The following is a 12,718-nucleotide window of genomic DNA, read 5'->3' as shown; positions in this document are numbered from 1 at the left end:
AGAGTAAACGCGATCCGCCGCCAGTTTACAAGCGCCGCTCTATGTCATTGAAAGTAAACACGCTTTTTCGCGACCGAGACTCGCCAGTCAAGATGTGTATAACGAGATGCCGATAGCGTTGTTGACAACCACTGCTCGGCGTAGGTGGAGGTGGACATGCTAGGATTAACACAAAAATGGAGGCCTGAGAGATGACGAGCGGGGAATGGGTGATTGCATTTGCAACGTTCGCGGGGCCGATATTTGCCGTCCAGGCTCAAAAATCGATTGAGCGAAGAAGGGACATCAGCGACCGCAAACAGAGATTGCTTCAGACGCTGATGGCCACCCGTGGCGCGCGACTTTCGCATGAGCATGTCGGCGCGCTGAATATGATCGATCTAACTTTTTACAGTCGTGTCCTTATCGGGCATTCTATGCGAACGAAGAAAGAGCAAGACGTTTTGGACGCGTGGAAGGAATATCTTGATCATCTTTCTACTCCCGAACCGAACGAAGAGGCTGCAAAGGCGGCGTTTTATGGCAGTCGAGAAGAGCTGTTCATTAACCTCCTGGCCGACCTCGCGAAGGAACGTCGATTTACGTTCGATCGTGTTCACTTGAAGAAGGGGGCGTACGCTCCTATGGCACACGGAATGATTGAGGAGAAGCAACTTGCGATGCTCGACGGTGCTGCTGAGGTGTTTGGCGGCCGTCGCCCCATTCGGATTGCGCCCGAGGCAGTAGCTGCGCCGGATACCGGTGTCCGCCGGCAAACGGTTTAGAGCCAGGAGGCCACGGTACTTCTGTTGCCGAACAGCGCAAACGCCATTTCCCTCAATCTGAGAAGTGTGCCTTCCGGAAAGTCAAGGCTGAGTGCTTGGCTCGACCTACAATCGCCCGATAAAGAAAGGGTGATGCGCATCTCTGCTCAAAAATCTCTTCGCATGCCCGATAGCGTGCAGAGCGTCGTACCGTTCACCTTAATCGTCATAAAGCCCACCAATGCGCAGCTATTGACGCACGGGCGCGATCTCGCGTCGGCTGAAACGCGGGCGTTGCTTGAGAAGTGGGGCCGACTTCACGCAGTGCGCAGCGTGTGAGCCTTGCCGCATCGCTGATTTTCCTGGCGAGTGCCTAAAGATGTGATGCCAACCGCATAGATTCGGCAGGCGCAGGGCCGCAGGCGTCGCGTACCGGCCACAAACAGAACTTCGAAGTTGCGCCCGAAAGCAGTCATTGCCTATGTCATGAGAATTACAGCCAAAGGATTTCGCGGGAAAAATTTCGCTAAATTCACGGAGCGGCGACGGAATGTACAAGTTAAAAAATAATAGACAATAGAGGGTGTAGTGTATATTTAATCGGCGATCTACCGTTTAACTAAAATTAGGCTCTTAAAGGAACTTTGATGCTCTGGGAAGACATCCTTAGAACATTGGGTGGAATGGCTATCTTGGTTGCTGCTATAGCTTGGCTATCCAAGGCGTTACTTACTGCATTACTATCCAAAGATCTCGAACACTTCAAGTCTGAATTAGAAATCTCCTCGCAGAAGAGCATAGAAGCGTTCAAAGCATCGTTACAGCTTGAGGCTCAGCGCAATGCCATTGAGTTTGCTGCATTACATGCGAAGAGGGCCGAATTAGTCGCAGAACTCTATTCGCGTATCGTCAGCCTCTATGCTGGAATACTAAAATTGGCCCAAGAGCTCGGAGCCCGCGAGGTCCGATCGGAGGACTATATGAAGTATGAAGCTGTTCGGGCACAGCCATGGGAAATCAAACCGGGTATTCATACGCTGTCCGAGTCAGAGGAAGCCAAGGCCACTGCGCTTCAAGAGGCATACAAGGACCTCTGTCATTTCTACAACGAAAAGAAAATTTACTTTTCCATACAGGTTTGCGAACAGATTGACTCCTTCGCCGCGCTTGCTGGATACATTGCAGTGATGTATCAAAACGTTGCGATTCGAGATGACGATAATCAGCCTTACGTTAATCCCCTCGTCGTGAAAGTATGGAATCAAGCTGGCGAGAAAGCCACGCCTTTGTTGTCCGCAGTCGAGAGTGAGTTTCGTACATTGCTAGGCGTAAGCAATGCACAAGCCTAACCGCGCAATGCGCACAGACCTTGCGCAAAGAGTCGCGCGAGACCAGTGATTTTGGAGATTGAATGTCTGCTTTCGTGCGGCGAACTTCCGCATTGGGTCCGTTATCGCCCCCCGGGTGGTCGGCGCAGACTGGCACTCCCTTCACTTGAAAGGAGATCGTCATGGATGCGACTACCGTTGTTAGCGCGGCGCGTGTGCCCTGGAATAAAGGCAAGTTGACGGGGCAGAAGCCGCCGCTGAAACTGAAGGAAATCTGGGCGATCCGGATTCGTCTGCAACTGGCAGCAAGAACGCGCGATCTTGCGATGTTCAACCTGGCCATCGACAGCAAGCTGAGAGCGTGCGATCTGACCAAACTGCGAGTGCGTGATATCTGCCTTGGTCAGCGCGTTGCGTCACGGGCAACGGTGATGCGGCAGAAGACGCAACGGCCGGTCCAATTCGAAATCACCGAGCTAACCAGAGATAGTGCGGAAGCCTGGATCAAGTTAGCGAGACTGTCGCGGCCTCAGGTACCCCCCCATCCGAGATTGTCAATTTGAGCTTGCTGAGGTGGTGGTAAAACTGTCCGCAAACAAAAACGTCCGACTTAGTACGGGAATGTGTCGCACAGTTTTGAAAAATCTCGAAAATACTTTGTCGGAAGCGTTTGCCGAGCCCCGCGCTCATCTCCGAGATGCCTTTTCCGGATAGATGCTCGCCAAGGTAGCGCGAGAATTGCAGGGAATGCTCAAGCCCAAAACAGCGATACGGAAGCGTCGTCTGATTGCTATCGGACAAATTCGTATAACCATACTCGCTTAGAAACTCGTTTTTCCGAAGAATACGCTCGACATCGCTGAGTTAAGGATCAACTCGTCGAATTCTAGCTCCGCTGAGTCGCTCAGTTCGGCGAGCGCGGTAAACCGTCCTTATCGCTATGGATTGTGGTCATTGCGTGTTGCACTACCTAACCAAAAAACCTCCCGTGCGGCGCGCACGCTGCGACGCGCTGTAGCCGCCGCCCCAAATGAGGGGAAGGAGACGAGATTGCGATTTTACCTTGTCCGCGACCGCGTTACCTGACATCCGTCAGGTCATAGGTGAGGCCCGGAACGGTAAGCCGCATTGCATCGAAGTATTTTAGGGTAAGCATCTAGGTCACTGGACGCGACGGCACGGGCAGAAAGACTGAACCACGGTCGTGGGGCATCCACGATTCGATTACACCTTCGGCAAGAACGGAAAGGCCTTTATGAATTGCGTCCTATGCACGAGGCCCAAACTGCGCGTTCTACGGTCCACCCTTGCGAAAGTGCACTCGGAGCCGATCGCTCGTTGCCATACACGTTCGCAACAAGATTCAACTATCGTACTTCCCTGCCAGGGCAACGCCGCGGGACGACCCTGACGAATGGTCGACCCGGCACCACCGACCAGAATGCCACACAATGGTGCGCGCGCCATTCAGCAAGACTTGCCCTTCATCCGGGGCTTACTCGATGGGAGCTAGAGTCCTGTGGAGAAGTTCGATGGGCAACGTTTTGGACGTTTCCCGTCAGGAAGCTACCAGTATCCCGAGAAGACGGCTTCCGACCGACCTCATCCGAAGAGCCATTGAGCGATGCGAAAGGGCGCGTGCAGTGCTTCCAACCCTTCGTCTAGTATATCGGGGTAGATACGGTCGTGCGCCGCGCGCCTCAGGTCCAGGCTGAACAGCACGACTGCGTCCAGATCGACTACTTCTGCGGGATGCAGCAACATCCGCCAATGATGCTCGTCCGCCATCGCGGCAACCAGGTATTCACGACGGGTGAGCACCAATGTCCTGAATCCTTCTGCTATTTGCTCGACGCCATCTTCATTACCGCGGTCAATTGTGTCGGCGATTCGGTGGTAGCCTTCAATTGTCAGGCCTGTCGATCCAACCATGCCACCGGACACTGGACGTAGCGACTCATACGGATTCGGAACAGCCCATCCGAACGGCTCCAGGGGCCGCATCAGCAAGCGAGCCTGAAGGACGGCCAGCAATTGAATGGGCGACCGTAACGATTCGCGAAAATACAGAAAACGCGGCTCTCTAATGCCATCCGCATCGTCCTGTGCAGCGTTGAAGTGCTGTTGCATCCGCGTGTCGAATCTTATGAGGTCATCGTTCCCACCCGCAAGCGCAAGCAAAGTCGCGCCACTCAGTAGACCGAGTTCAAGATAAAGCTTTCCCGCGAAGATTAGCAGCTTCCGTGCGCGCTCCATGTCTGCCAACAGCAATGCGACAATGTCGCAGCAAACTCATGTCCCCGGCCAGTCTTGTCGCGGTCAAGGTGCGCGCGTCCACGCGACTCAAGAAATGACAACCGTTCGGACAGGCGATCAAAACCGAAAGACGCTACCATCAGAAAAGCTCCCGAATATTACCGAGTTGCGCTGGGTCGACGTAGTGAACATCTGGGAACGATACCTGTGGATTAACTGTGCTCGACGAGCCATCCCACCACTCGACACGTTCGATCTGATTCGCCGGAATCCAGACTTTTGCCGTGACTTCGCCTTCGAGTTGATAGCGCGACCAGCGCCGATAGATCAGCAGATCGCGTACGGATTCGGCAACTATATGATTCTCGACCGCTAGATTTACACCAGTCAGCACCCAGCAAAAGAAGAGCGCCCCAGGACGAGTCCAGTTATCCGTCGCAAAGAGCAGTGCTGTATCGATCGCCGAATAGATCTGGTTTCGACGAACCAGCGCGCTCCGTTTGACCGACCCGCTCGCGAGCGAAATGAATGGGGAAATAGGGCCGAATCTCGTGTAGTCGTGGAGGTGACGGTCAAGCTGGTGGTCGGTGAGCTCTTTGGCGATTTCGTCTGGTTTGAAACCGCCAAAATTGCGCCAGCGGTTTGCAAAAATGCCGGTCGAATGGCGAACGAGACCGAAGGCCTGCTCTCGGGTTATCCCGGCAGCGCCGCCGCCCGCAATCCCCTTCACGCACTTTTGAATGATCACGGTCTAGCCCCGGCGCCGCTCGAGCGCGTCGACGATCAGGTGAAACAGCTCATCAGGCTTCGTCGTCAGACCGAACGCATGCGTCGGTCGCGTTCGATTGGGGTCGCCAACGTAGAAAATAAGCTTGGGTGTGAGCACCGCCGCACAAATTTCGTCGATGAGGCCCAGCCCGGCGTCTGGGTTGTCGCCGCGTGCCATATCGGAAAGTACAATGTCGTACACGCCCGTCTGCAGCTTTTCTCGAGCGACTTCATCGTCTCTCGCAAGATCCACGATCGATCCGAGCGAAACAAGAATCTGCAATTCTTTCTGATTGCCGTCGGGGATGTCATCGATCCACAATACCCGGGCCCTTTCAAAGTACGACTTGGCGTTTTCGAGCCTTCTGACGATTCTGTCTCGTTCCTTCGCAGGAACGTCGATGTGTCGTTCGGCGGCTGCTCCCGTGATTCCGGCGCTTAATTCGATTTCGAGCCCCGCAACGCCGATTTTCGTCGCTCGCGACAGAAACGACTTGAGCCCCCAGTCTCCGAGCCAGAACAACAGGGCGAGAACGATAGTCACCCATATTAGACTTGGGAGAATCGGAAGAAAGTCATGCCACGGAAAACCTTCGTGCGCCGCCTCCGTAATATGAACGTCGTACGTGGGGTGGTCCATCGCATTTCCTCGTTCACTGCATTTCGCGGCGTGGCATTTCGGCCGCACACGCTGCTGGTTGAGGACGTAATCAAAATACACTCTAGGAGATTTTCTAGATTGCTGGCAAATAAAAGTCCGATCGTAGCCCCTCCGACTCACTGCAAATGTTTATTGCCTCCGGCCGCAATAGCCATAACAACGGTTCCGTAAAGTTGCGGCAGGGACGTTCGGCATCATCCGGATAGCCCCCCTTCCTGACCGCATTCTGCATGGCCGCTCTGTTGCATTCAGCGGAGGACAACAGCACCCGTCAGGCATCGTACTTCGGCGAGCGCTTCCACTCCATCTTTGGCTGTAGTGTCGTAGCCGTAGTCGTCGAGGTTTGATTTGCAACGTGACCTGTCAAGACCGTTTCTACAATCATCCTTTCATTTGCTCGGTTGCGAAAGTCACAAACCCGTTCGAACGTCCGAAACGACGCCAACATGCGACGTTTCCTGCCGTTCTTCGGAGGGCAGCAACGGGTCGAGTACGGAAGTTCGACATCGGACCGGGTTCGGCCAAGCGAGCACTTGAAACTATACTGGGGCACTTGGAGATTTCAATGGCTAATCACGACAGGCTGCATCCACTACGTCCGCTCCTGAAGAATTGGGTTTGGGAGCATGGTCGAATCGGTACTCGCTATTTGGACTGCATCGATGGCGAAATCAAGTTTGACGAAGGCAAGAAGTCGCACTTCGCGGATGAAGAATACATTTATGTGCCGCTCGATAAGAATGGTGACGACGATGCGTCTGTGGATGGTCCTGCGATCCAGGAGGCGGGACTTGGCCGGTTTTTGAGGGCCGCGCAGTTGGGCAAGCCGGAAGAAGCCGGCTCTGTGGTGGAGGTCCAGCGCGCGGTGGCGGACTGCGTGGAGCTCGGCCTGTTCAGCGCATATCAGAAGGACGCCCAGGAGGCCTTCAAACGTTATGCGCAGGAGCCCATGTTCGAGGATGAAATCCGCGCGGCGGTTGTCGATGATATTCGGAGCATCTACGCACGCGTACGGGAGCAATTGGCGCTGTACGATTTCAGTGTGCTTTACGGCTTGCCCATACCGCTGCTCATCAGCGAGGCGCCCTTCATCGACTGGCGCGTGCGCGCTAGTCCGGCCCTTCCGTTCGTATCGCTTCCTCTTGGACCTTACTGCCTGTTGGTGGGCGCGCCCTCGGGCAGGAAAAGCCGAATCGGCCCGGTGGTCTGGAAGGCTGCTGCCGCTATGGGCCCGTTGAAGGACCACAACCGCCACATCGTGGAGCAAGCACGTTTGTGGCTGGTAGCGACCACTGATGACCAACTCGTCGCTGTGCAAAGCCGCTTTGCTGCGGCCAAAAGCACCACGCCGGACAATACGAACCCCTGACCGAAGTCGGCCGGGAAACGCGCAGTCGGCCCCGCGAGCGAAGATCTCGGTACGCCGGCCAGCGCCTGATGCAGGCGGCGAGCGACTTCTTCCTGGGCTGGGGAGAGGGTGAAAACAGGGCACACTTCTACGTTCGCCAGCTGCGCGACATGAAGACCAACGCCATCATCGAGGACTTCGATGCCGCTGATTTGCGAGGCTACGGCCGTGTCTGCGGTTGGGCGCTCGCCCGCGCTCATGCCTGCTCGGGCGATTCCGCCATGATCGCGGGCTACATGGGCTCAAGCGAGATATTCGACGACGCCATGTGCGACTTCGCCGTCGCGTACGCGGACCAGGCTGAGACCGATTGCCGCGGTTTTGTGACGGCGGTGCGCAAAGGTCGCATCAAAGCTGTCCTGGATGCCTAAAGCACGGCCCTGGCCTAGGCGGACCGCGTATGACCGAGCGTTGCTGATCGCGAATCGCGGCGTGCAGTACGACGCCGATGACTGCAATGGTCGATTTATTGGCCTTGAATGGCCGTATCGAGCGACTGCTCGCATCGCATACCTGCCGTTAAACTTCTGACGGCTCGACCGTCGGCTTCGGGTCGGCTTGAGGCGTTTGACTTTCTCGATAGCGGCCGTTCGCGATGATGCGACATAGCGATGGTCCGAATAGCAGCTTTGGCCGATCACTGGCCGACAGACGCCGCTCGACGAATGGCCGTTGCAGTGCCGACAGGCCCTTCCGGATATTCACATGAAAGCGCCTCAGTACCGGCGCCTCCGCTCTTCGTGCCGGACAGGCCACATCCCGTCCAGGCAGAGCATCCGAAGGATTGTGGGACGATCTGCGCGCCGGCAAAGTGGGCGAAATCTTCAGCACGATCGCGTGACCCTGTTGGCACCAATGCGTGGCATGTAACGATATGGCACACTCGCCTGCCGCGACGAGACGCTTTGCTGTTGGAAGGGGCTCTCGTGAAGGCGATAGAAGTGATACGACATCGTTTGAGGACAACGCAAGATGAGCAACAACGAACTGGCAACAACCTCCTGGAAAGCCGATCCTCTCATATGGGGAAAAGGGCCACGCGTATTCGAGATATTTCTTGAGCCGACGTGTCCGTATTCGGTGAAGGCATTCGGCAAGCTGGACGCCTTCCTGCAGGAGGCGGATGCAGATCGAGTCACGGTGAAGGTCCACCTGCAATCGCAATCGTGGCATATGTATTCAGGCGTGGTCGTCCGTTGCATCCTTGCCGCCTCAACGCTGCCCGGCGGCAAGGAAACAGCGAAATCGGTGATGGCCGCCATTGCGGCGCACCGGGAAGAGTTCGAGTTCGCCCGGCACTGCGCCGGCCCCAATATGGACGCCACGCCGAACGACATCATTGCGAAGCTCGAGCGTTACAGCGGCGTCGGATTGCGCGAGGCTTTCGCGATTCCGGACCTCGACCGGGAGATCAAATGGCACGCGAAGTATGCGCGCCAGAATGGCATTCACACCTCGCCGACATTTATGATCGACGGACTAGTCGATACGAATCTGAGCAGCGGCGACGATGTGTCGGTCTGGGCCGCGCGCCTGCGTTGAGCGCGGACTCTTAAAGCGATTACATCACGAGGGCGACGGCAAACGGCATTTCTGTTTGCAACCTATGCTTCGGTGGCAATGGTTGATCGGAGGGTTGCGGCCGAAAAGCAACACGGCGTGGGGACGCCCTGCATGCCGCCCATGACGCGCCGATTGAAATGCCGGATCGATCCGAAGCGGAGCCCCTACATCTGCATGGAAGGGGCCCCTTGTTCCCCCCCGCAAGTAACTAACCCCCGACGAACGTGACCGTCTCGTCGAGCGGGGCGCGGCCCGTACGAGCGTAACTCACCGTGGGGTCCTCGTACCCGATCGACATGCCGCAGAAGAGGATGAGTCCGTCCGAGGGCGACAGGACCTCCGCGACCGTCTCGCGAACCTGCGACCACGCCATCTGTGGGCAACTGTGCAGCCCCTCGGCGCGGAGCAGCAGCATGACGGTCTGCAGATACATGCCGACGTCGGCCCATTGGGGCCGGCCCAGGTCGCGGTCGATGTAGCAGAACAGGGCGGCGGGCGCGCTGAAACAGTTCCAGTTGCCGATGGCCGCCCGCTGGCGCGCCTCCCAGTCCTCGCGCACAATGCCGAGCGCGCTGTAGCGCTCCTTGCCGAAGGCGGATCGGCGCTCCCCGTATGGGGACTTCATCGCGGGCGGGTACATCTCGTACTGCCGCTCGTCCCAGGGTTCGCCGTGGCACACGCGCTCGACGGCGCGCGTCTTGAGCTCGGCCAGCGGCGCGCCGGTCAGCACGTAGACGTTCCACGGCTGGATGTTCGATCCGGACGGCGACCAAGCCGCGGCGGACAGCACGCGCTCCAGCACCACCCTCGACACAGGCTCGTTTTTAAATCCGCGCACCGCCCGTCGGCTTGTGACTGCCTCATATACGTCCATGACGATCGCCTCCCTACCGCCGGCCATCCGTTTCGTTCAAACCCATGCGCTCGTCTAGTTCGACCCTAACCCGACAAGCGGTCAGTAGTCCCAGGGGCCCGGTACCCAACGAAAGACGTCGCCGTCGACCGCCACATGGCAGACGGACGGGAACGGCAGGTGAGTGGCCACCAGCCACTCGCGGTTCGCCGCCAGCTCTCGCAAAAGACGGACCCGGACGCGGGCCGCCTCCTCGGGGTCGTGTTCGAAGCCGTTGTACCAGTCGGGGTGCTCGAACCCGACCTGGAACACGGCGTCACCAGCGAACGTCAGTTGGTCGCTGCCGGATGCCAGGCGGACCACGCTGTGCCCGGGAGTGTGGCCGCCAGTGCGAGTGACGAGCACCCCGGGCGCCACCTCTTGCTTCTCCTCGAACGTCCGCAACTGGCTCTGGTACTCGTGCAAGAACCGCTTGGCCGTTCGCCGAAGCGCGTCCGGGAACCCAGGCGGCATGGAGACGTGGGAGAAATCGGGCGACTCCCAGAACCTGGTTTCGGCGGCCGCCACGTGGATGCGCAGGTCCGGACGCAGCCGCTCCCTCACTCCGTCGACAAGCAGCCCGCCAACGTGGTCCATGTGCATGTGGGTGAGCACCACGTCGGTCACGGATGCGAGATCGATACCGGCGGCCTCCAGTCGCGGGACCGTCCGCCCGGCCCGCGGCAAGTCCGGGAACTCCGCCCCCATCCCAGCGTCGATGAGTATGGTCCGGCCGCCGCTACGTACCACGACCACGTTCAGTGCCCACTCGAGCACGTCCGGCGGCAGGAACATGTCGTTCAGCCAGGCCGTGCGGACGGCCGGGTCAGCGTTGTGGCCCAACATCGCGCCTGGCAGCGATAGCACCCCATCGCTGACCACCAGCACTTCAATCTCGCCGACCCGCAGCGCGTAGCGCGACGGAACCAACTCTTCGGACCCCGATCTACCGGGGTGTGAGGTGTTGCCCAAGCTCATGATTGTCTCCTTGCGCTGCTGGTCAAACAATCGCATAAGTGCGCCGTCTTTGACGGCACACGGGCTATCTTGTCACCCATCCGGCGCTGATAAGCACGGCCTTGGCCACGCGACTCCCACCGTGGCGAGGCAGATAACGCACAAAGGAAAAGCGCCGGGAAATGCCGGTGCGATGGCGCGCACGCTGGTGGCCGAACACGGGCGACATCACCCAGCGAGTGAGACGAAGTGTAGGCAAAGACCCGCGTCTTTTACACAGGAAAACCGGCAACACCTTATCTGACAGGAAACACGGCGTAACAAGCCGATGCCGCATCTGGAGGCCAGCAAGCGGAATAGCGTCAGCCGGCGACGCGTTTTATCTACAGCAGGTCCGCGTCCTCGTGCATATCTTCACATGCTCCGGCAATGCGCTCTGCGAGGCGAACCGATGGGGTCTTCACGGTGTCGACGCGGCGGTCCGCGTCGTCGCACCGGACCGTCGAGCAGGTCGAATTCATGCGCAACTTTCCTGGACTCGGAATGGTGTTTTGCAGCTGTGTCGCGTGCACGACGCCGGTAGCGTCGCAGCCCGCCCCGGCTGATCCGCTGAACGACACGACAACCCCATCGTCCGTGTCGCCCACGTGCCGCATGGTCAACGCCACGGCGGATATTGACGGCGCCACGCAGAACGTATCGGGCCTTGCGTGCAAACAGCCCGACGGCACCTGGCAGATCCAGCAGCAGGATACGGGCGTCGATATGGGAGACGCTTACCCGCCGCCCTCGTATCCGTACTATCCATATTACGACCCGTGGTTTTATGGGCCGCCAGTAGCGTTCGGATTCGGCGCGTCGTTCGTCTTCGTCGATCGTTTTCATCACTTCCATCATATGGATCATGTCCACTTCGGACCGCGCGCCGACTTCCGCGGCGGCTTTCATGGAGGGGGCGGCTTCCATCGAGGAGGCGGTTCTCACGGAGGGGGCGGCTTCCATGGAGGAGGCGGTTTTCACGGAGGCGGCGGGATGCACCGTTAGCGCATGGTTTCATACGCGCGGCTCACGTCGTTGCCCAAAATCAATGGCAAACGATAAGGCTACAGCCACCGCGCTCGACGGGTAACCATCTTCGTACCACGGCCGTCGAGTTGGGCCAGTTTGAAACTGGCTGCTATGGGGTCGCACTGAGACCCGCAGTTCGCGTTCAGCCTCCTATGGTGTCTGTACGCCAGCGAACAGTACTGGACGCGAGACGGGTGAATAGTGGCAGTCTCATGCGGCCCACGAGGGTATCTTGATGCGTGCCCACCTCTCCCTTCCCCTGTTTATCTTGCCATTTCTGCTCATCGGCTGTAACACGCCTCCGATTCCGCCCGGTAAGTCAGTCGATATTTCGACCGCTTTGGAGCAGGTTTTGGAGGGCCTTTGCAGTGCCAGGAAGAATATTGCGGCACGGAAGCAGGACTTCGGCGTCGCTATTGACTCGATCACAGTGGAGCTTGATCTGACCGTGGACGGAACAAAGAATCCTCCGGTGGCAGTTGCGCCAGATATTCAGTTTATCCCGACTGTCAGCTACGGACAGATCATCACGGCAACCAAAGGAAGCAGGCTTACGCTTACGCTGAAGAATATCGGTTCCGCTGGCGGCGACTGTAATGCGTCCAAGCCGGCCAACTAAGCGGGAAATGAAGAGCGTTGACGATGGCGAGTCAACGCCCGGCTTTGGGTCGGCTACAGAAGGTCGTTTCCACAGGTGGCCAGCGGATAGCCGGCGCAAGTTTCAGGGTCCGAAGAACGCCACAAGCTACGTCCTTGGGCATCAACCCAAATCATTTGACTGGCGGGCTCGGGGGGCAAAGGCCCATCCCTGGAAGCGCGTGCCGGACGACGTTTTTTCGGCTGCGTGTGAACAGTTGAACCAGATTATCGCGATTGGCGATTAGGAAAAGAGAGCGTAAGACGGCCGACTGCCGCCGAACAGGCCGAGCATTGACGTTCGTGTGCGGCACCGTCGCCATTTAAGGCATCTCGTTATACAGAAGTGAAGGCGGGCATCGACTATGTGTAGTCGGAGCTTGAAGAAATCTGGTCACAAAGGGTTGTAAACCGGCGCGAACTCGCGTTTACTCTCGG

General features: G+C 57.9%; 14 protein-coding genes and 1 pseudogene. 9 read left to right on the top strand and 6 right to left on the bottom strand.

The window, feature by feature from the left end; all coding sequences use genetic code 11:
* Nucleotides 1–191 precede the first annotated feature (191 nt).
* The 4 genes and pseudogenes from HV670_RS28000 to HV670_RS27985 all read left to right on the top strand — a co-directional run.
* Nucleotides 192–764 (top strand): DUF6680 family protein, encoded by a 573-nt coding sequence (locus tag HV670_RS28000; RefSeq protein ID WP_175108220.1) that lies wholly within the window; start codon nucleotides 192–194, stop codon nucleotides 762–764.
* A gap of 132 nt (nucleotides 765–896) precedes the next feature.
* A complete protein-coding gene (locus HV670_RS32465) occupies nucleotides 897–1,082 on the top strand; it encodes an anthrone oxygenase family protein (protein WP_175108219.1) in 186 nt (61 codons plus the stop codon).
* A 308-nt stretch (nucleotides 1,083–1,390) separates the two neighbouring features.
* Complete coding sequence (locus HV670_RS27990) at nucleotides 1,391–2,092, top strand: hypothetical protein (protein WP_175108218.1); 702 nt, start codon at nucleotides 1,391–1,393, stop codon at nucleotides 2,090–2,092.
* A gap of 161 nt (nucleotides 2,093–2,253) precedes the next feature.
* Nucleotides 2,254–2,595, top strand: a pseudogene (locus HV670_RS27985) (site-specific integrase); the annotation flags it as partial.
* Nucleotides 2,596–3,673: 1,078 nt separating this feature from the next.
* Here the strand turns inward: HV670_RS27985 and HV670_RS27980 are convergent.
* The 3 genes from HV670_RS27980 to HV670_RS27970 form a co-directional block, all read right to left on the bottom strand.
* On the bottom strand, nucleotides 3,674–4,342 hold the full coding sequence (locus HV670_RS27980; protein ID WP_175108217.1) for a hypothetical protein: 669 nt from the start codon (nucleotides 4,340–4,342) through the stop codon (nucleotides 3,674–3,676).
* 124 nt (nucleotides 4,343–4,466) lie between these two features.
* Complete coding sequence (locus HV670_RS27975; protein WP_175108216.1) at nucleotides 4,467–5,075, bottom strand: hypothetical protein; 609 nt, start codon at nucleotides 5,073–5,075, stop codon at nucleotides 4,467–4,469.
* 3 nt (nucleotides 5,076–5,078) lie between these two features.
* The gene (locus HV670_RS27970; RefSeq protein WP_217478541.1) at nucleotides 5,079–5,876 is read right to left on the bottom strand and encodes a DNA-binding transcriptional response regulator; all 798 of its coding nucleotides are present in this window, start codon (nucleotides 5,874–5,876) and stop codon (nucleotides 5,079–5,081) included.
* A 445-nt stretch (nucleotides 5,877–6,321) separates the two neighbouring features.
* Between HV670_RS27970 and HV670_RS27965 the strand changes: the two genes are divergently transcribed.
* The 3 genes from HV670_RS27965 (at nucleotide 6,322) to HV670_RS27955 (ending at nucleotide 8,706) form a co-directional block, all read left to right on the top strand.
* Nucleotides 6,322–7,125, top strand: coding sequence for a hypothetical protein (locus HV670_RS27965; protein WP_175108214.1), 804 nt, complete (start codon nucleotides 6,322–6,324; stop codon nucleotides 7,123–7,125).
* Nucleotides 7,122–7,535, top strand: a complete 414-nt coding sequence (locus HV670_RS27960) for a DUF2252 family protein (RefSeq protein WP_343054508.1) — start codon at nucleotides 7,122–7,124, stop codon at nucleotides 7,533–7,535. The genes HV670_RS27965 and HV670_RS27960 overlap by 4 nt, the downstream gene beginning before the upstream one ends.
* A gap of 601 nt (nucleotides 7,536–8,136) precedes the next feature.
* Nucleotides 8,137–8,706, top strand: a complete 570-nt coding sequence (locus HV670_RS27955; RefSeq protein ID WP_246258043.1) for a DsbA family protein — start codon at nucleotides 8,137–8,139, stop codon at nucleotides 8,704–8,706.
* A gap of 229 nt (nucleotides 8,707–8,935) precedes the next feature.
* On the opposite strand, the gene HV670_RS27950 is transcribed toward HV670_RS27955, so the two are convergent.
* The 3 genes from HV670_RS27950 to HV670_RS27940 all read right to left on the bottom strand — a co-directional run bounded on the left by HV670_RS27950 (nucleotide 8,936) and on the right by HV670_RS27940 (nucleotide 11,097).
* Nucleotides 8,936–9,601: a nitroreductase gene (locus tag HV670_RS27950; RefSeq protein ID WP_175108212.1), complete on the bottom strand. Its 666-nt coding sequence runs from the start codon at nucleotides 9,599–9,601 to the stop codon at nucleotides 8,936–8,938.
* Between the two features lie 81 nt (nucleotides 9,602–9,682).
* Nucleotides 9,683–10,597, bottom strand: a complete 915-nt coding sequence (locus HV670_RS27945) for an MBL fold metallo-hydrolase (protein ID WP_175108211.1) — start codon at nucleotides 10,595–10,597, stop codon at nucleotides 9,683–9,685.
* Between the two features lie 362 nt (nucleotides 10,598–10,959).
* Entirely contained in the window at nucleotides 10,960–11,097 is a 138-nt protein-coding gene (locus tag HV670_RS27940) for a hypothetical protein (protein WP_175108210.1), read from the bottom strand.
* Between HV670_RS27940 and HV670_RS27935 the strand changes: the two genes are divergently transcribed.
* Together HV670_RS27935 and HV670_RS27930 are read left to right on the top strand one after the other, a co-directional pair.
* A complete protein-coding gene (locus tag HV670_RS27935) occupies nucleotides 11,096–11,620 on the top strand; it encodes a hypothetical protein (protein ID WP_246258042.1) in 525 nt (174 codons plus the stop codon). The two genes, HV670_RS27940 and HV670_RS27935, sit on opposite strands and share 2 nt — an antisense overlap.
* A 259-nt stretch (nucleotides 11,621–11,879) precedes the next feature.
* Complete coding sequence (locus HV670_RS27930) at nucleotides 11,880–12,263, top strand: hypothetical protein (RefSeq protein ID WP_175108221.1); 384 nt, start codon at nucleotides 11,880–11,882, stop codon at nucleotides 12,261–12,263.
* Nucleotides 12,264–12,718: the final 455 nt, after the last annotated feature.

The sequence above is a fragment of the Pararobbsia alpina genome, from assembly GCF_902859895.1.
GTDB lineage: Bacteria > Pseudomonadota > Gammaproteobacteria > Burkholderiales > Burkholderiaceae > Pararobbsia > Pararobbsia alpina.
This window is presented reverse-complemented; position numbering and strand designations above follow the sequence as displayed.